Source organism: Microbacterium sp. GQ128, assembly GCF_059758615.1.
On the sequence record NZ_JCAXDY010000002.1, the window covers coordinates 634562 to 653136 of the forward strand.

18 protein-coding genes are annotated in these 18575 nt (G+C 68.1%); 14 read left to right on the top strand and 4 right to left on the bottom strand.

Annotated features, from left to right (window positions below; translation table 11 throughout):
• The first annotated feature begins 19 nt into the window (after positions 1-19).
• The 5 genes from AC6CHX_RS09085 (at position 20) to AC6CHX_RS09105 (ending at position 5660) form a co-directional block, all read left to right on the top strand.
• Positions 20-1333 carry an HNH endonuclease signature motif containing protein gene (locus AC6CHX_RS09085; protein ID WP_498272538.1) on the top strand — a complete coding sequence of 438 codons (1314 nt, stop codon included), beginning with the start codon at positions 20-22 and terminating at the stop codon, positions 1331-1333.
• Between the two features lie 228 nt (positions 1334-1561).
• Positions 1562-3427 (top strand): molecular chaperone DnaK, encoded by a 1866-nt coding sequence (gene dnaK / locus AC6CHX_RS09090; protein WP_105711538.1) that lies wholly within the window; start codon positions 1562-1564, stop codon positions 3425-3427.
• 2 nt (positions 3428-3429) lie between these two features.
• A complete protein-coding gene (locus AC6CHX_RS09095) occupies positions 3430-4101 on the top strand; it encodes a nucleotide exchange factor GrpE (protein WP_498272539.1) in 672 nt (223 codons plus the stop codon).
• Positions 4102-4108: 7 nt separating this feature from the next.
• Positions 4109-5092, top strand: a complete 984-nt coding sequence (locus tag AC6CHX_RS09100; protein ID WP_136042387.1) for a DnaJ C-terminal domain-containing protein — start codon at positions 4109-4111, stop codon at positions 5090-5092.
• A 154-nt stretch (positions 5093-5246) separates the two neighbouring features.
• Entirely contained in the window at positions 5247-5660 is a 414-nt protein-coding gene (locus AC6CHX_RS09105; protein WP_498272540.1) for a heat shock protein transcriptional repressor HspR, read from the top strand.
• A gap of 62 nt (positions 5661-5722) precedes the next feature.
• On the opposite strand, the gene AC6CHX_RS09110 is transcribed toward AC6CHX_RS09105, so the two are convergent.
• Genes AC6CHX_RS09110 through AC6CHX_RS09125 form a run of 4 tightly spaced genes read right to left on the bottom strand, consistent with a single transcriptional unit; the run spans position 5723 to position 9572 of the window.
• Positions 5723-6145 carry an ATP-binding protein gene (locus tag AC6CHX_RS09110; protein ID WP_498272541.1) on the bottom strand — a complete coding sequence of 141 codons (423 nt, stop codon included), beginning with the start codon at positions 6143-6145 and terminating at the stop codon, positions 5723-5725.
• Positions 6135-6467 (bottom strand): STAS domain-containing protein, encoded by a 333-nt coding sequence (locus AC6CHX_RS09115; RefSeq protein ID WP_498272542.1) that lies wholly within the window; start codon positions 6465-6467, stop codon positions 6135-6137. The genes AC6CHX_RS09110 and AC6CHX_RS09115 overlap by 11 nt, the downstream gene beginning before the upstream one ends.
• Positions 6451-8415, bottom strand: a complete 1965-nt coding sequence (locus AC6CHX_RS09120) for a glycosyltransferase (RefSeq protein WP_498272543.1) — start codon at positions 8413-8415, stop codon at positions 6451-6453. Before AC6CHX_RS09120 ends, AC6CHX_RS09115 begins: the two co-directional genes overlap by 17 nt.
• On the bottom strand, positions 8412-9572 hold the full coding sequence (locus AC6CHX_RS09125; RefSeq protein WP_498272544.1) for a PP2C family protein-serine/threonine phosphatase: 1161 nt from the start codon (positions 9570-9572) through the stop codon (positions 8412-8414). Before AC6CHX_RS09125 ends, AC6CHX_RS09120 begins: the two co-directional genes overlap by 4 nt.
• A 101-nt stretch (positions 9573-9673) precedes the next feature.
• Between AC6CHX_RS09125 and AC6CHX_RS09130 the strand changes: the two genes are divergently transcribed.
• The 9 genes from AC6CHX_RS09130 (at position 9674) to AC6CHX_RS09170 (ending at position 18548) form a co-directional block, all read left to right on the top strand.
• Positions 9674-10336, top strand: a complete 663-nt coding sequence (locus AC6CHX_RS09130) for a GntR family transcriptional regulator (protein WP_136042389.1) — start codon at positions 9674-9676, stop codon at positions 10334-10336.
• Between the two features lie 109 nt (positions 10337-10445).
• The gene (locus tag AC6CHX_RS09135; protein ID WP_498272545.1) at positions 10446-11414 is read left to right on the top strand and encodes a tripartite tricarboxylate transporter substrate binding protein; all 969 of its coding nucleotides are present in this window, start codon (positions 10446-10448) and stop codon (positions 11412-11414) included.
• Between the two features lie 62 nt (positions 11415-11476).
• Positions 11477-12031, top strand: a complete 555-nt coding sequence (locus AC6CHX_RS09140) for a tripartite tricarboxylate transporter TctB family protein (protein ID WP_498272546.1) — start codon at positions 11477-11479, stop codon at positions 12029-12031.
• On the top strand, positions 12028-13683 hold the full coding sequence (locus AC6CHX_RS09145) for a tripartite tricarboxylate transporter permease (RefSeq protein ID WP_498272547.1): 1656 nt from the start codon (positions 12028-12030) through the stop codon (positions 13681-13683). The genes AC6CHX_RS09140 and AC6CHX_RS09145 overlap by 4 nt, the downstream gene beginning before the upstream one ends.
• The gene (locus AC6CHX_RS09150) at positions 13680-14549 is read left to right on the top strand and encodes a dihydrodipicolinate synthase family protein (RefSeq protein WP_498272548.1); all 870 of its coding nucleotides are present in this window, start codon (positions 13680-13682) and stop codon (positions 14547-14549) included. The genes AC6CHX_RS09145 and AC6CHX_RS09150 overlap by 4 nt, the downstream gene beginning before the upstream one ends.
• A 126-nt stretch (positions 14550-14675) precedes the next feature.
• Positions 14676-15116 carry a DoxX family protein gene (locus tag AC6CHX_RS09155; protein WP_498272549.1) on the top strand — a complete coding sequence of 147 codons (441 nt, stop codon included), beginning with the start codon at positions 14676-14678 and terminating at the stop codon, positions 15114-15116.
• A 228-nt stretch (positions 15117-15344) separates the two neighbouring features.
• Entirely contained in the window at positions 15345-16637 is a 1293-nt protein-coding gene (locus AC6CHX_RS09160) for an ABC transporter substrate-binding protein (RefSeq protein ID WP_498272550.1), read from the top strand.
• 76 nt (positions 16638-16713) lie between these two features.
• Positions 16714-17679, top strand: coding sequence for a carbohydrate ABC transporter permease (locus AC6CHX_RS09165; protein WP_498272551.1), 966 nt, complete (start codon positions 16714-16716; stop codon positions 17677-17679).
• The gene (locus AC6CHX_RS09170; RefSeq protein WP_136042396.1) at positions 17676-18548 is read left to right on the top strand and encodes a carbohydrate ABC transporter permease; all 873 of its coding nucleotides are present in this window, start codon (positions 17676-17678) and stop codon (positions 18546-18548) included. Before AC6CHX_RS09165 ends, AC6CHX_RS09170 begins: the two co-directional genes overlap by 4 nt.
• Positions 18549-18575 lie beyond the last annotated feature (27 nt).

Genomic DNA, 18575 nt, shown 5'->3' on the forward strand with positions numbered 1-18575 from the left:
CCCCTGGTTGACTCGGGATATGGCAGCAATGGTGGATGCGACGGTCGAGCAGATGAAGACGCTCGGCGAGCTCACCGACATGCTCGTCGGGTTGGAGCGCACCATCAGCAGTCTGCAGGCCGCGCGCGACGGCGTTCTCGCGGTCGGTTCCCGGCTGGCGCTGCAGGTGGCCGACGAGGCGGCCCATCCCGATTTCGGCGACCTCGCGGCTCGCACGGTCGCGGCCGAGATGGCGGCGGCGCTGCGGCTCAGCGACCGCACGGTGCAGGCGCGGATGACCGACGCGGTGTGGAGAGTGGAGCGCTTCCCGCTGGTGTGGGCCGCCCAGGGAGCCGGCCGAATCAGCGCCGCGCATGCGCGGGCGATCTGCGATGCGGCAGAGCATCTGGACGAAGCAGGGGATCGAGCGGCCTACTCCGCCGAGATGGTCCCGTTCGCCGAGTCGGAATCCCCGAACCGGGTGTCACGGCACGGGCGGCGGGTCGCGGAGCGGTTCCAGTCGCGATCGGTCGACGAGCGGCACCGGGATGCGCGGGAGAAGCGGTCGGTGTGGGTGAAAGACGTCGGCGATGGGATGTCGCAACTCGGGCTGCTCGGCCCGTCCGCGCTCGTTCATGGTGTCTTCGAGCGACTGACGCAGATGGCGCAGGAGGTGAAGAAGCCGGGGTCTCCGGAGCCGGATTCGGCGCAGGAGGCAGAGTGCGCGCAGGAACAGTCGGAACGCGATCAGCGCACCACCGCGCAGCTCCGCGCCGACCTCGCTCTCGACCTGCTGCTGACGGGCGCTCCCGCCGGACACGACACGATCGACGGGCTCCTCGCTGCGATCCGCGGATCGGTCTCGGTCACCGTTCCGGTCACGACCCTGATGGGACAAGGTTCGATGCCGGCCGAACTCGATGGGCGCACGCCGATCGACGCCGGCACGGCGAAAGCTCTTGCGGGTGCCGCGTCCGGGTGGGATCGGATCCTCACCCACCCGATCACCGGGGCGCTCCTCGCGGTCGATCGCTATCGGCCCGGTTCCGAACTGAAACGGTATCTGCGGGCACGCGATCAACGCTGCCGATTCCCGACCTGCGGGCACGCGGCACGCGAGTGCGATATCGACCATCATCACGACGCCGCCCACGGCGGCCCGACCACCTCGAGAAACCTGGGCCATCTGTGTCGCCGCCACCACGTGCTCAAACACCATTCCCCATGGGTCGTCGAGGCGCTCGGCGACGGCACCTACGCGTGGACGAGCCCGACGGGCAGGGTCTACATCGATCGACCGCAACCTCAGAATGCCGTCACGTTCGTCGAGGGACATGCCCCGGCGCCCTTCTGATCCGCAGCTCGGAGCGCAGGTTCCGATCAGGCGCAGAAGGCTCCCGAGCGCGCGTTCCGCAAACTTGAGTCGACTCGTATCAAGTTGATTTGACACGGTCAAGGGCCAGGCGTACAGTTGAGCCATCGCGACTCAGGTTTCCCTGATCGCCGCGGATTTCCGCACCACAGCGGAGATCCACCACAACGAACTTCCCAACCAGAGAACTTCCAACAAAGGAGAGAACACATGGCACGTGCTGTCGGTATCGACCTCGGAACCACCAACTCCGTCGTCAGCGTCCTCGAGGGCGGCGAGCCCAAGGTCATCGCCAACGCCGAGGGCTTCCGCACGACCCCCTCGGTCGTGGCCTTCACCAAGGACGGGGAGGTGCTCGTCGGTGAGACCGCGAAGCGCCAGGCCGTCACCAACGTCGACCGGACGATCGCCTCCGTCAAGCGCCACATGGGCACCGACTGGAGCTTCGACGTCGACGGCAAGAAGTGGACGCCGCAGGAGATCTCCGCGCGCATCCTCATGAAGCTCAAGCGCGACGCCGAGTCGTACCTGGGTGACACGGTGACCGACGCGGTCATCACCGTCCCCGCGTACTTCAACGACGCCGAGCGTCAGGCCACCAAGGAGGCCGGCGAGATCTCGGGACTCAACGTCCTGCGCATCATCAACGAGCCCACCGCGGCAGCTCTGGCCTACGGCCTCGACAAGGGCAAGGAAGACGAGCTCATCCTGGTCTTCGACCTGGGTGGCGGAACGTTCGACGTGTCGCTGCTCGAGGTGGGCAAGGACGACGACTTCTCCACGATCCAGGTGCGCTCGACCGCCGGTGACAACCGCCTCGGTGGAGACGACTGGGACCAGCGTCTCGTCGACTACCTGATCAAGCAGTTCAAGGAGACCACGGGCGTCGACGTCTCGGGCGACAAGATCGCCCTGCAGCGTCTCAAGGAAGCTGCCGAGCAGGCGAAGAAGGAGCTCTCCTCCTCAACCTCGACCAGCATCAACCTGCCGTACCTGTCGCTGACCGAGTCGGGCCCGGTGTCGCTTTCCGAGACCATCACCCGCGCCAAGTTCGAGGACCTCACGAAGGACCTGCTCGACCGCACCAAGAAGCCGTTCGAGGACGTCATCCGCGAAGCCGGCATCAAGGTGTCCGAGATCGACCACATCGTGCTCGTCGGTGGATCGACGCGTATGCCCGCGGTCGCCGAGCTCGTCAAGCGCGAGACCGGCAAGGACGCGAACAAGGGCGTCAACCCGGACGAGGTCGTCGCCGTCGGAGCCGCGCTCCAGGCCGGTGTCCTCAAGGGCGAGCGCAAGGACGTCCTCCTCATCGACGTCACCCCGCTGAGCCTCGGCATCGAGACCAAGGGCGGCATGATGACCAAGCTCATCGAGCGCAACACGGCCATCCCGACCAAGCGCAGCGAGACCTTCACCACGGCAGACGACAACCAGCCGTCCGTCGCGATCCAGGTCTTCCAGGGCGAGCGTGACTTCACGCGCGACAACAAGCCGCTCGGCACGTTCGAGCTGACGGGTATCGCCCCGGCCCCCCGCGGCATCCCGCAGATCGAGGTCACCTTCGACATCGACGCCAACGGCATCGTGCACGTGTCCGCCAAGGACAAGGGCACCGGCACCGAGAAGTCGATCGTCATCTCCGGCGGCTCCTCGCTGTCGAAGGAAGACATCGAGCGCATGGTCCGCGAGGCCGAGGAGCACGCGGCCGAGGACAAGGCTCGCCGCGAGGCCGCCGAGGTCCGCAACCAGGCCGAGACGCTCGCGTACTCGATCGACAAGCTGATCACCGAGAACGACGACAAGCTGCCCGAAGACGTGAAGACCGAGGTCAAGGCCGACGTCGACGCGCTCAAGACGGCGCTGGCCGGCGAAGACGACGAGGCCGTGAAGACCGCGTTCGACAAGCTCAACCAGTCCCAGTCCAAGCTCGGCGAGGCCATCTACGCCTCCTCGCAGGCGGATGCCGCAGCCGGCGCTTCGGCTGAGGGCGAGGCTCCGGCCGGTGACGCTCCCTCCTCTGAGGAAGACGTCATCGACGCCGAGGTCGTCGACGACGAGGACGAGAAGAAGTAATCATGACGGACAAGAACTTCGACGAGAACCAGAATCCTGAGTCCGCCGAAGGTCGCAGCGAGGGGTCGGACGCTCAGGCGTCCGGCCCCGCGCCGCACCACCAGGACTCCCGCGAGGCGGCAGCCGCCGAGGGGTCGGACGAGACCCCGATCGATGGCGCCGTGAATCCGGAGACGGCCGACGACCTCACGGTCGACGACATCCTCGGAGCGACCCAGACCGGCGAGGCCGCGGCAGAAGACGCCGTGCTCGCCGACCTCGAGTCGACCCTGCTGAACGACCTCAAGCGCCTCCAGGCCGAGTACGCCAACTACCGTCGCCGCACCGAGGAGCAGCGTCAGGTCGAGATCGAACGTGCGAAGGGCGAGGCCGCCAAGGGCCTGGTCCCCGTGCTCGACGACCTCGACCGCGCCGCTCAGCACGGTGACCTCGTCGACGGCACCCCGTTCGCCGTGATCGCCGACAAGGTGCGCACGGTCGTGGAGCGTCTCGGAGTGGTCGCGTACGGCGAGAAGGGCGAGGAATTCGACCCGCAGCGCCACGAGGCCATCTTCCAGCAGCCGACCCCCGGTGCCGAGAAGACCACGATCCTCGAGGTCGTCGAGGTGGGCTACCGCCTCGGAGACGTCGAGCTGCGCCCCGCGAAGGTCGTCGTCGCTGTCCCTGCGGAGTAGGTGATCGATGGCCAGCCAGGATTGGTTCGACAAGGACTTCTACAAGACCCTCGGGGTCTCCAAGGACGTCAGCGATGCGGATCTGAAGAAGACGTATCGCAAGCTCGCGCGGAAGTACCACCCGGACTCCAATCAGGGTGATGCCAAAGCGGAGGCCAAGTTCAAGGAGATCAGCGAGGCCTACTCCGTGCTCTCCGACGCCGAACAGCGCAAGGAGTACGACGAGATCCGCGCCATGGGTTCCGGCGCTCGCTTCACGGCGAGCGGTCAGGGCGCCGGCGGCTTCGAAGACGTGTTCAGCCGCTTCGGCCAGCAGGGCCGAGGGCAGACCGCCGACTTCGAGGACATCTTCGCGATGTTCAACCAGGGCCAGGGCGCGAGCTTCGGCAACGGCCGCTTCGGACAGACGAGCGGCGGATACCGCGGCTTCGGCGGTCCGCAGCGCGGCGCCGACGTCACGGCGCGCACCACGCTCGACTTCGTCACCGCCGTGCAGGGCGAGACCATCTCCCTGCAGGGCGAAGACGGCAAGCCGTTCAAGGTGAAGATCCCCGCGGGCGTCGCCGACGGGCAGAAGATCCGTCTGCGCGGCCGCGGTCGTCCCTCGCCCGACGGCGGAGAGAGCGGAGACATCGTGGTGCAGATCGCGGTGCGCCCGCATCCGGTCTTCACGCGCGACGGTCTGAACCTGCGGGTCGTCGTCCCAGTGACCTTCACCGAGGCGACTCTCGGCGCGACGATCGAGGTCCCGACGCTCAGCGGCGACGTGGTCAAGCTCCGCGTCGCACCCGGCACCCCCTCCGGGCGGGTGCTGCGCGTCAAGGGACGCGGAGTCACGACCTCCAAGGGCACCGGCGATCTGCTCGCCGAGCTCCAGGTCGCGGTGCCGACGCACCTCGACGACGCCGCACGCGAAGCACTGAAGAAGTTCCAAGAGCTCGAGCCCGAGGAGAACCCGCGGGCCGAGCTCATGGCGAAGGCACGGCGATGACGAGCCGGACTCTCGCCGACGCAGGCGTTCGCGCCGGATCAGGCCGTTCTGTGAAGAACTCGCCTGTTCCGGCGCTTCTGCCTGCGTGGGCGCATCTGCCTGCGTGGGCGCTTCTGCCTGCGTGCGATTCCGGGGGAGGAGAGAGGTTCCTGTGATGAACGCTGACACCCCGGTGTTCGCGATCGCGGCCGCCGCCGAGCTGTCCGGCCTCCACCCGCAGACGCTGCGGCAGTACGACCGCATCGGTCTGGTCGTGCCCGGACGCACCCAAGGCGGATCCCGCCGCTACTCGCCCCGCAACATCGAGCAGCTGCGCGAGGTCGCCCAGCTCTCCTCCGAAGGCATGAGCCTTCCCGCGATCGCCCGCCTGCTCGACCTCGAAGACGAGAACCGGGCACTTCGCAGCCGCATCGCCGTGCTCGAGGGCGCGCTGCGCGCCGAACGTGAGAATCGCCCCGGCGTGCGTGTGTTCGCCGCCGGTTCCTCGGGGGTGGTACCCATGCCGACCGGTCGTCGCCTGCGCCGCTCGACCGAGGTCGTGCTCTGGGATCCGCGCGGGAGCGCCTAGGGATCCGCGCGGGAGCGCCGAGGTCGGGTACCGCGCAACGGTGAGTCCGCTTTCCTGCCGCCTCAGCGGTCGATCCGGACACGACGGACGAGCACCCAGGTGTTGCCCCGGTCGTCGTAGGTGTGCGAGAACTCGTCGAGCACGGTGCGCGCCAATGCCAGTCCACGACCGCTCTCGCTGTCGACGTCGGGCATCGCGACGCCATGCCAGTCGATGGATGCGGGAGGCGCCGTGTCGACGAGCATCGCCCGCAGCTTGTCGGCGGAGAGGACGATCTCCACCGAGAGCGTGCGCGACGCGGTCACCTCCCCGTGCTGCACCATGTTGGTCGCGATCTCGCTCACAGCCAGGGAGAACAGGGTGCGGTCCTCGGCCGGCACGTCCGGAAGCTCCGGCCACAGTCCTTCCAGGGTGTCGAGGATCTCCTCGACCGTCGCCAGCCCGGCGGGCCCGCTCAGGCGGGCACGGCGGGTCTCACCGGGCATCGAACGCCGATTCCGGCGTCGGGTAGTCACGGAGCACACGATCCAGGTTCGTCAGCCGCAGGACCGTACGCACCGCATCGGGCACGGCGGCGATGCGCAAGTCCCCGCCGGCGACCCTCGCGCTCTTCAGGCCGCCGACCAGGGCGCCGAGGCCGGAGGAATCGACGAAGGCCAGCTCTGCCATTTCGATCACGATGTGCGGCTCGCCGGCCGTCACCAGGTCGCCGACCGCGTTGCGGAGCAGGGGTGCACCGGATGCGGTGAGGCGCCCGGAGAGCGTGATCACGGCGTACCCGTCGCGAGTGTCAGTGGACAGTTCCATGGGACTCCTTCTCGAGCAGGACGGCGGCCGGGCCGCGGTAGCGAGCCGCCTGGATGATGACGCTGAGGACCACGAGGTCGTACACGACCCAGACCGTGTTCACGAGCGTGCCGACGCCGTCGGCCGTTCCCAGGATGACCCGCGTCACCCCGATCACCAATGCCACGCTCAGGACGGCGATGGCGGTCAGCTGCGGCCAGATCTCGCGCCAGGGCACACCCCGCGGATCGCGACCGTCCTTGCGGGTGACGGCGAAAGCGAGCGGGCGATGGAAGACGACGTTGGCGAAAGCCGTCACGCACGCGCGTATCCACACCGGGAACAGGGCGAGCGAGTACTGCTGGCCCCGCCATGTGCGCACCCCCTTCGCGACCACGAGGAACAGCAGCTGGTTCACGAGGAAATACGGCAGGAACCGCGCGAAGAAGTCGACAGACCACGCGGTGACCGGCAGCACGCCGAACACCAGGTAGATCACCGGCGCGGCGAGGTACGCGATCGCGGCGAACCCCGAGAGGTAGCTCCACATGGTGGCGAAGTACATCAACCGCTGACCGAACGACAGTCCCCGCTTGACCAGTGGATTGTCGCGCAGCATCACCTGCAGCGTGCCCTGCGCCCAGCGCAGACGCTGCGTGAGCATGGTGCGGAGATCCTCCGGCGCGAGTCCCTTGGCGAGGATCTCGTGGTGGTACACGCTGCGCCACCCGAGAGCGTGCAGCTGCATCGCCGTCGCCATGTCCTCCGTCACGGAGATCGTCGCCAGCGGCAGGATCGGCTGAGCCTCCTCGCCCCGGTCCAGACGAAGCGCGTCGAGCAGCCCCCGTACGGCATCCAGAGCGGTGATCGGAGAGAGATCGGACTCGGCGAGAGCGGCGAGTCCCGCCTCGTCGACGATCACGGCATCGAGCTCCGCATCCTGCGCGATGGGCAGCGCGCCCAGCTCCTCCAGGTCGGCCCGGATCCCGGCCAGATCCTGTGCCACCAGGATGCGCGAGGCACGGTCGACAGCCCCGCCGACCTCGTCCGCCACGTCGGCGACGGGCACGCCGGCTGCGAGATCGCGGATTCCGCGACGGATGGCGATCTGGAGGACGGAGAGCTCGCGCGACAGTTCGGCACTCGACGACTCCCGCATCTCCTTGTCGATCATGATCTCGGCCGTCCGCAGCGCCTTGCCCGCCGAATCGGTGACCTCTCGCACGTAGCCGATGATGCCGAGCTGCATCAGCGCCTCGCGACGGAGAACAGCATTCGATCCGCAGAAGAAAGCGGCGTTCCACCCGTCCTTGCCCTGCTGGATCGGCCCGTAGAACAGGGGCGCCTGGCTGCCGAGTGGATCCGCTTCGTCGACGTTCACGAACCACTGCGGTGTCTGGACGACGGCGACCTTCTCGTCGTCGGCGAAGTAGCCGAGGGTGCGGTGGAGGATCAGCGGGTCGGGGATCTGATCGGCGTCCAGGATCAGCAGGAACTCCCCGTCCGTCTCGAAGAGCGCGTTGTTGAGGTTGCCGGCCTTCGCGTGCCGCGGCTTACCCGCCCAGTCCGCCGAGCGCGTCAGATATCCGACACCGGCTTCCCGCGCCGCGGCTTCGAGCTCGGGACGGGAGCCGTCGTCGAGCACCCACGTCGTGTGCGGATACGCGATCCGCGCGGCGGCGCGGGCCGTGGTCATGACCAGCTCGATCGGCTCGTCGTAGGTCGCGATGAAGACGTCGACCGTGCCCTCGGGCGGCGACGTCGGCGTCGGCCTGATCCGGGCCTTCCACATCGTCGAGGAGAAGAGGATGGTGTCGATCAGGCTGTACGTCTCGGCCAGGACCAGTGGGACCGCGATCCACCAGGCGGACCAGTTCACCGATTCGAGCCAGCGCCAGGCGACGTAGTTCACGCCCAGCAGCACCGACAGCACCGCGAGGATGCGGATCACTGCGAAGCGCACGGTCATCGGTCACGCCTCACCACGACCACGGTGATGTCGTCGGTGGCGCGATCGTCGTCGGCGAGTCGGAGCGCTTCGCGGACCGCGCCATCGGGTCCCAGGGCGGAGAGCACGCGGTGGACGTGCGCGAACGGGTCGTCGGGGTCGAGCACGTCGAGCAGGCCGTCGCTGCAGCAGACGAACGCGTCGCCGGGGGCGAGGTGGGCGAACCGCGGCTCGCGGGCCTCGGCCGGCTGCAGCCCCATCCCCATCCCCAACGGCAGGCTCGTCGACCGGAGATGCTCCCACGACCCGTCCGTGCGCAGGATGAAGGCGAGACTGTGGCCGGCGTCGATCACCTCGAGCTCGCCGGTCTCCGGCTGGAGCTCTGCGTGCACCGCGGTGACGAACATCGCGGTGTCGGCCAGGTCCTCCTCGAGCAGACGGTCGGCATCCGCGATCGCGGCAGCCAGGGATCGTCCAGGAGCCGTGCGCAGTGAGGCGCGAACGCTCGCCGCGACGAGCGCCGGACCCGTGCCCTTTCCCATCGCGTCGGCGAGGGTCACCCGCAGTGCGCCGTCGTGGAGGCTGAGGTCGTAGAAGTCGCCGGCGAGGCGCCCGCGTGATGCCGCTCCTCCCGCGATCGTGTATCCGGGCACGACGGGATGCGTGTGCGGACGGAGCGCACTCTGGATCACGGCCGCATGATCGAGCTCGGCGTCGTTCGCCAGTTCCGTCTGCACCCAGAACGCCAGATCGCGCAGCAGGCTCTGTTGCGCATCCGACAGCGTGTGGGGCTCGGTGTCGAGCACGCACAAGGTCCCGATGGGCTCGCCGCCGGGCGCGTGCAGCGGGTGCCCGGCGTAGAAGCGCAGATGTGGATCGCCCACCACGAACGGGTTGTCGGCGAAGACCTCGGTCGCGAGCGCGTCTTCGACGATCACGGTCCGATCCTGCCGGACCGTGTAGTCGCAGAACGAGTCCTGTCTCGGGGCCTCATCTCCTCCGAGCCCGATCTCCGACTTCCGCCACTGCCGATCCCGGTCCAAGAGCGAGACGCTCACCATGGGGACGCCGAACATCTCCTTGGCCAGTCGTGCCACTCGATCTACGCGCTCGTCGCGCGGTGTATCAAGGATCCCCAGTTCCTCGAGCGCTTCCTGACGCCTTCGCTCGTCGAACATCTCCCGCCCTCCCGGTCGTTTCTCATCCTGACATGCCCTCGAACGAAAGCCGAGCGTGGAGAGCGGGTGTGTATCCTGTCAACAGTTAACAGGAGGTCACCATGACGCAGTCCGTGAAGCGTGGAGAATCCCTCGGCGCGCAGGTGGCCCGAGTCCTGCGGCAGCGCATCGTGCGCGGCGAACTCGCCCCCGGCGCACGCATCACCGAGGAGGCACTGGCCGAGGAGTTCTCGGTCAGCCGCGGACCCGTGCGCGACGCGCTGACCCAGCTGAGCTTCGAGAAGCTCGTCGAGGTGCAGCGCCCCCGCGGCGTCTACATCGTCGGCCTCACCCATGACGACGTCGATCAGCTCTACAGCCTGCGCGGTGCCCTCGAGCAGCTCGCGCTCTCCCGGGCGATGCGCGTCGAAGACGACTCCCGCTGGACCGCGATGGCGGCCGCCGTCGGGCGCATGGGAGAGGCAGCGGATGCCGGCGATCACGCGGCCTTCGTCGTCGCCGACCTCGAGTTCCATTCGCAGATCTACGCCCTCGCCGACCACCCCCGCCTCGAGGGTGCGTGGAACCAGTACCTCCCGACGTTCACCGCTCTGCTCGAGGTCACCATCAACCACGACGAAGACCTGCACGAGTCATCCGGTGACCACGTCAAGCTCATGGATGTGATGCGCAGCGGGAAGCCCGCGCAGGCGGCGAAGGTGCTGTCGGAGCACCTGGACGGCGCCCGCGAACGCATGCTCGCCGAGCTCGCCGCCCGCGCCTGAGTGGGTGCATCCGCTGGCCGAAGAGGTCGCATGAGTGTTGACTGTTAACAGTCAACACTGCTAGCCTCAGGGAGTCGACAACAAGGTCGACCCACGTAGAGGAGCAAAGATGCCCCGCAAGCGCATCACCCGGGCGGCCGCCGCGATCGCCGCCCTCGCAGCCACCGCTCTCATCGTCTCGGCCTGCACCAAGGTCGAAGAGGGCGAAGAAGCCGGATCGGCCTTCCCCGAGAACGACCTCCGCCTCATCATCCAGGCCAACCCCGGCGGAGGATCCGACCTCTCGTCGCGCGCGCTCGCCACGGAGCTCGAGAAGATCCTCGACGTCAGCGTCATCCCGGAGAACATGCCGGGTGCCGCCGGCGCTCTCGCGATGGAGTACGTGGGCGCGCAGGATCCCGACGGTTACGTCATCGGATTCGCCCCCGTCGAGATCGCGATGCTGAACACCACGCAGGGAGCCGACGTCCTGCCCGAGAACTTCGACCTGCTCGGCCAGATCATGCTCGCCCCCGGGGTCGTCACGGTCGGCGCGAACAGCGGCATCGAAACACTGGAAGACCTCGTCACCCAGGCGAAGGCCGGCGCCGTCACCGTCGCGAACTCCGGCGCCGGCTCCATCTGGGAGGCCGCGACCGTCGGACTCGGCAGCGCGACCGACGCCGACTTCACCCCGGTTCCCTACGACGGCGGAGCGACAGCCGTCGCGGCTGCCGCATCCGGTGAGACCGTCGCCGCCGTCTCCGGACTCGGCGAGGCACTGGCCCAGGGCGAATCCGTGCGCATCCTCGCCGTCATGAACGACGTGCGCCACCCCGACGCGGAAGACGTCGAGACGGTCGAAGAGGCCATCGGCGAGAACGTGATCTTCGGCGGCTGGGGCGGCATCTACGCCCCCAAGGGCCTGCCGGATGACGTGAAGTCCACGCTCGAGGCCGCGGTCAAGGAGGCCGCCGAGTCCGACAGCTACCAGAAGTTCCAGGCCGACGCCGGGAACCTGGTCGTGTACCGCGACTCCGCCGAGTGGACGACGTTCGTGGACGAGCAGTTCGACCTGTTCAAGGACCTCCTGGGCTGAGAACACTGCGGGGCCGGTGCAGACCGGCCCCGCAGCCGTTCCTCGTCGACGAAAGAAGGAGCATGATGTCCACCCCCGACACCGTCGCGGAACCGGCGGGCCACGACGAGCCTGCCGGCGAATACCAGGGCGCGCCCGCCTCCCGGCGCCTAGAGATCGTGTTCGCGGTCGTCGCCCTCGCCTTCACCTCCGGCTACCTCTTCCTCTCGACGCAGATCCCGCTGCGCCGCGAAGCCGCCGCCGGGCAGATCGACGCCCGTTTCTGGCCCCTCGTCATCGGGGTCACCGGAGTGGTCATCGCCATCGCGCTGCTCGCCGTCGCTATCACCCGCCCGGCCCCCACCCGCGAAGACCTCGAGCGCATCCAGCCCGGCGGCTACCTGCGCGTCATCGCCACCCTCGCGATCACCGGCGCCTTCATCGCGCTCTGGTCGCTGGGCTCGGTCGTCCTGTTCGGCTACCGCGTCGAGGTGTTCCCCGTCGCCGCAGCCCTGCTGATGGCCGCCCTCATGCTCCTCTACGGCCACCGCCGCTGGCTGAGCCTCATCATCTACTCCGCCTCCGTCACGGCGTTCGTCTACGTCGTGTTCGGGATGCTCCTGAGGATCCCCCTGTGAACGCGCTCATGGAGGGGCTGAACTCGCTCCTCGACATCTCGATCCTGCTCTACATGCTCGTCGGTCTCGTGCTCGGCTTCATGGTCGGAGCCTTCCCCGGCATCACCGCGACCATGGCCGTCGCGCTCGCCGCCGGATTCACGATGACCCTCGAACCCGTGCAGGGACTCGCCGTGCTGCTCACCATCTACGTCGCCGCGAACTTCGGCGACCGGGTGCCGTCGATCCTCATCAACACCCCCGGGACTCCCGCCTCCATCGCCACCACCCTCGACGGGTATCCGATGGCCAAGCAGGGGAGGGCGGGTCTCGCCCTGACCATCTCGGCGATCGTCTCGGCGGTCGGCATCCTCGCCTCGCTCGTGCTGTTCTCGGTCGCCGCGGTGCCCATCGCCAGCTTCGCCCGCGACTACTTCAAGTCGCCGGAGCTGTTCGCACTCGTCGTCTTCGGCATCGCGATCATGATCGGCATCTCATCGAAGTCGATGCTCAAGGGCATCCTCGCCGGACTCTTCGGCCTCATGCTCGGCAGCGTCGGCACCTACGCCGCGACCGCCGACCAGCGTTTCACCTTCGGGGTGCTCGAACTCGTCGAGGGCGTGAACTTCATCGCCGTCATCATCGGCCTCTTCGGCATCGCCGAGCTGTTCGACCAGCTGCTCACGCACCGCAAGTCCGCCGTGCGTCCGATCTCGAGCCTCGGCCGCTGGTGGCCGAACCGCGCCGAGCTGAAGCAGAGCGGCCGCGCGACCGCGGTCGGCGGCGCCGTCGGACTCGGCGTCGGCCTCATCCCCGCGGCGGGCGGCGACATCGCCGGACTCATCGGCTGGGAGCGGGCGCGCAAGGCCTCGAAGCACCCCGAGATGTTCGGCAAGGGGTCCATCGAGGGCGTCGCCGCCAGCGACACCGCCTCCAGCGCCACGCTCGGCGGCTCGCTCACCACCACCATGGCCCTCGGCATCCCCGGTGACTCGGTGATGGCCGTGATGATCGGCTCGATGATCATCTGGGGCATCACCCCCGGGCCGACGCTGTTCACGAACCGCCCCGACCTCGTGGTCTCGATCGTGGGCATCATGCTCATCGCGACGATCCTCTCGCTGGGCCTGAGCCTGGTGCGTATGAAGGGCATGGTGAAGCTCCTCGACGTGCCGCAGCCGTACCTGTGGAGCGGCATCCTGATCTTCTGCATCATCGGCACCTACGCCACCTCGAACAGCCTCTCGACCGTCGTCACCATGCTCGTCTTCGGCGTGATCGGCGTGCTGCTCAAGCGGATGCAGGTGCCCGCGGGCCCGATCGTGCTGGGCCTCCTCCTCGGACCGCTCGCCGAGGAGAACCTCGCCCGCACGCTGGCGATCCTCCCCACGCGGCCGTTCTTCGAGGTCGTCAGCCCGATCGCGATCGTGCTGCTCGCGCTGGCCGTGCTCTCGATCGTGATGCCGGCGATCCGTGCCGCCCGCAGGCCCCGCGCCGAGCGCGCGGCACTCGCGGACTCGATCCTGCACGACGACAGCATCCAGCAGATCGAGAAGGCGCACGACGAGCTCGCCGCTCAGCCCGACCTCCTCACCTCCACCGTCCGCAACGTCGACGTCCCCGCGCGCCGCGCCCGCAAGCCCCGCAAGAACTCCGAGGAGACCGAGAAGTGACCCGCTACGACATCCTGACCGCCGTCCCGACCGCGTTCCGCCGCGACGGCAGCCTCGACCTCGAGGGGTCACGCGCGATCTTCCGCTTCGTCGGCCAATCGGGCAACGAGGGCGCCTTCATCCTCGGCACGACCGGGGAGTTCCCGGCCGTCGACGTCGCCGAGTTCACGGCCCTCGCCGCCGCCGCCGTCGAGGAGCTGCAGGACCGCATGCGCGTCATCGTGCACGTCGGCCAGCCCAGCACCTTCGAGGCGGTGCGGCTCGTCGAGATCGCCAAGGGCCTCGGCGTGGCAGAGTTCGCCGCCCTCACGCCGTACTACCTGAAGTCGACCGAGGAGGCGATCTTCGACTACTTCCAGGCGGTGTCGGATGCCGTCGGCGACGGGCGTCTGTACGTCTACATCTATCCGGCGCGCAGCGGCAACACCGTCTCGCCCGAACTGCTGGTGCGGCTCGCAGAACTGCCCAACATCGTCGGAGCCAAGCTCAGCGAGCTGTCCCTCGACGAGATCGCGGCGTACCGCGCCGTCGTCCCCGCCGACTTCGAGCTGTACACCGGTGCCGACCGCGACCTCATCGCCGCCGTCGACGCGGGCGCGCAAGGGGTGGTGTCCGGAGTCTCGTCGGTCACCCCGAAGCCGTTCCGAGCCCTGGCCGAGGCCGGACGATCGGGTGATGCCACGGCGATCGCGGCCGCCCAGTCCGCGGTCGACGACGTGGTCTCGCTGATCGGCGGAGACATGGCCCGCATGAAGGAGGCATACCGCGTGCTCGACGTCGTCGACGCCTACTGCCGCATGGCCATCGCCGAACCGAGCGATGCCGAGCGCACCGCCGTCGCCGAGGTGGTCGCCGCGCACCGCTGACCGTGTGCCGCCCGGAAGAGGGGCGATCACAGGAGATGGAAAAGTGCGCTTCCTAGCGTGGAAGCAGGGAACGACCCTGCTCCGCGCCTGGCGCGCGGGTGTCCTGCCACGAAGGAAGAACTCCTCATGACGAACACCAAAGCCTCCTCCGCCGCACCCTCGCTGGGACTCCTCGTCCTGCGCGTGGTCGTCGGTGCGATCTTCGCCGCGCACGGCGCGCAGAAGATCTTCGAGTTCACGCTGCCCGGAACGATCGGCAGCTTCGCCGGCATGGGGATCCCCGTTCCCGAGATCGCGGCGCCCGTCGTCGCCTTCGTCGAACTCGTCGGCGGTCTCCTGCTGATGCTCGGGCTCTTCACGCGCCCCGTCGGCATCCTGCTCGCGGTCGACATGATCGTCGCCCTCGTCGCCGTGCACCTGCCCGCCGGTCTCTGGGTCGGAGAGGGCGGATACGAGTTCGTCGCGGTCCTCGGCGCCGCGGCGCTGGCCCTCGCGCTCACCGGCGCCGGACGGTTCTCGGTCGACGGCGCGTTCCTGCGCGGTCGGGCACCGGCCTGGCTCGCCTGACCGGAGAGCAGTGACACGGATGCCGCGGGGGTGACCCCCGCGGCATCCGTCGTCTGCGGGGTCGGTGCCCTTTCTCCTGGGGACGGAGGGCGCGATAAGGTTGCGTAACCATTTCATTCTTGACACCGCTGTGAATGCGGAGTTATGGTGATGAAACCGATTTCACGCAGACCCGGCGAGAACTCGGATGCACCGTCGCATAGAACTTGCTGCCCAAAGGAGTGAACAGTGAAGTCGAACCACGCACACCCGTCCCGCCGCGCACGCGCGCTGCGGATCACCGGCCTCGTCGCCGTCGCGACCATCGCCCTGGCCGGCTGTGCCGCCGGCGACGACTCGGCGGATGCCGGGAGCGCCGGGGGAGAGCTCACGTTCTCCAACTGGCAGTTCCTCGAAGACGGCAAGGGCCCGATCATCTGGGACGCCGTCAAGGGCTACACCGGGCCGGACGACAACGTCGAGCTCACCAAGGTCGAGATCCCGTTCGCGAACTACGCCGACAAGCTCAGCACCGAGCTGGGTGCCGGCGGCGGCCCCGACGTGATGGTGCTGCAGGACAGCCAGTTCGCCTCGCTCGTCGACGCCGGCGTGCTCGAGCCGCTCGACGACATCGCCGACGAGCTCGGCGACACCCTCAACAACACGAACGAGGCCGGAGTCTTCGACGGCGGGCAGTACGGCTTCAACTGGGAGCGCCCGACCTACAGCACCGTCATCTACAACAAGGACATCTTCACCGAGCTGGGGCTGGAGGTCCCGACGACGTTCGACGAGTTCCTCACCACGGCGAAGACGATCAAGGATGAGCTGGGGATCGCCGGCTGGGCCGGCCGTCACCAGACCGCCGAGATCGACGGCTGGACGCTGGAGATGGCCAACTGGATCTACGGATTCGGCGGCGAGCTCAGCGACGGGAAGAAGCTGACCATCGACAAGGCCGAGAACGTCGAGGCCGTCGAGGCGTTCCTCGAGACGTTCGCCTCGGGCGTCGCCCCCATCGGCGACGACGCGTCGACCTACCGCGCGAAGTTCGGCCAGGGGCAGGTCGGAATGCTGTTCGAGAACTCCGGCGTCGCGACGACGATCACGAGCAACCCGGACAACGCCGTGAACGGCCAGAACATGGGCGCGGCTCCGCTGCCCCTCGCGAACCCCGGCTCGAACTCGCAGCTGATCATCGCCGTCAACGCGAACAGCGACAACAAGGAGGCCGCCAAGGACTTCGTGCGCTGGGTGCTCGGCGAAGAGGGCCAGACCGCCATCCGCGCGGGCCTCGGTGCCTCGGCCATGGCCACCGACGTCGAGCCGGACGCCGCCTTCCTGGAGGCGAACCCGTGGGCGACGCAGTTCCTCGAGGCCGCCAAGACCTCGAAGTCGACCCTCGTCGAGGGCTTCGAGACCGAGAGCAAGGTCGTCTGGCGTGAGGTCCTCACCGCGGTCGAAGACCTGCGGGTCAACGGCGGCGACGTGAAGTCGAAGCTCGCCGAGGTGCAGGAGAGCCTCGAAGCCGAGCTCGGCTGAGCACTCCGAGGGGCGGGCTTCACCCCCGTCGCCCGCTCCTCGGTCATCCCTGCGACACGCGAAAGGACCCCCGGCCATGGCCACCCCCACGCTCGAGGCGCGACCCACGACGCCCTCTGCCTCGCCGCCACGGCGACGCCGCGACACCGGCGCGATCGGACGCTTCATCGAGCGCAACGGCGCCTACCTCTTCCTCTTCCCGGCGATCGCCTACCTGGCGATCTTCACGGTCTTCCCCCTGATCCGCGGCGTGCTGCTGTCGTTCACCGCGACCAAGCTCGTCAACCCCTCCGGGGGACGGCCGGTCGGCATGGAGAACTACGAATACCTGCTGTCGAGCGACAAGTTCTGGTCGTCCGTCATCACGACCCTCCTCTACACGCTCTTCACGGTGGTCTTCTCGGTCGGCATCGGCACCGCGGGAGCACTGCTGCTCAACACCGCATTCAAGGGTCGCGGCATCATCCGCGCCATCGCCACGATCCCGTGGGCCGTGCCGACGGTGGCCGCCGCCCTCATCTTCGTCTGGATCTACAACAACGAGCAGGGCATCCTGAACCGCACCACCGCAGCGCTCGGCCTCGGTGAGCACGGCTGGCTCGTCGATCCGCAGTACGGGCTGTTCGCGGTGACGCTCGCGACGGTCTGGAAGCTCACGCCGCTCGTGATGCTGGTCATGCTCAGCGCCCTGCAGAGCGTGCCGCACGAGCTCCGCGAAGCGACCTGGGTCGACGGCGCCACGCGCTTCCAGTCCTTCCGTGCGGTCACCCTGCCGCACATCATGCCGACCGTCCGCGTCATCACGCTGCTCATGACGATCTGGTCGATCCGGCGCTTCGAGATCATCTTCCTGATCACCGGTGGCGGGCCGCTCGACGTCACCAACACGCTCGTCGTGAACGTCTACCGCACGGCGTTCCAGGATCAGAACCTCGGACGGGCCGCGGCGATCGGCGCCCTCGGCCTGGTGCTGTCGCTGCTGGTGACGGTCGTCTACTTCATCGTCGAGCAGATCCAAGAACGTCAGGAGAGCCAGCGATGACCACCGTGCGCATCCCCACCGATCTCCCGCGTCGCCGCGGGATCGGCGCCAAGTTCGGCAGCCTCGGCAAGGCCGTCCTCATCACGTTGCTGGTCGTCTTCGCCGGATTCCCGGTGTACTGGATGCTGGCCACCTCACTCGGCACCGAGGCGTCGCTCTACGGCGGCAGCCAGCCGCTGCTCCCCGAAGTGCAGAACATCGGGCAGTGGGGCGGATTCCTCTCCGACATCCCGATCCTGCGCTGGCTCGGCAACTCGTTCGTGATCGCCGCCGGCACCACGATCCTCAGCCTCGTGCTGGCGACCATGGCCGCGTACGCGCTCAGCCGGTACAAGTTCCACGGCCGCGGCGTCGCCGGTTTCATCTTCTTCAGCACCCAGATGCTGCCGGAGGCGCTGATCATCGTCCCGCTGTACGCGATCTTCGCGGGCGCCGGGCTGCTCAACAGCCACTGGGGACTCGTGCTCGCCGACACCGCGTTCGTGATGCCGGTGAGCATGTTCATCATCAAGAGCGGCATCGACAAGATCCCGTACGAGATCGAGGAGTCGGCCCGCATCGACGGCTGCTCGCGCCTGCGCATCCTGACCACGATCGTCCTGCCGCTGATCATGCCGAGCATCGCGGCCGCTGCCGTGATCGCGTTCTTCGACGGCTGGAACGAGTTCATGTTCGCGAACACCTTCATCTCGTCGTCCGACCTGTGGCCGGCATCCGTCGGGCTGTCGTCGTTCCTCGGGCAGTTCTACACGCCGATGAACGTCGTCATGCTGTGCGCGTTGCTGTTCGCGCTGCCCGCGATCATCTTCTTCCTGTGGGCGCAGCGCGGCATCGTGTCCGGGCTCACCGCGGGATCCGTCAAGGGCTGAGCGCCCTGCAATCTGGAGTATCGATAC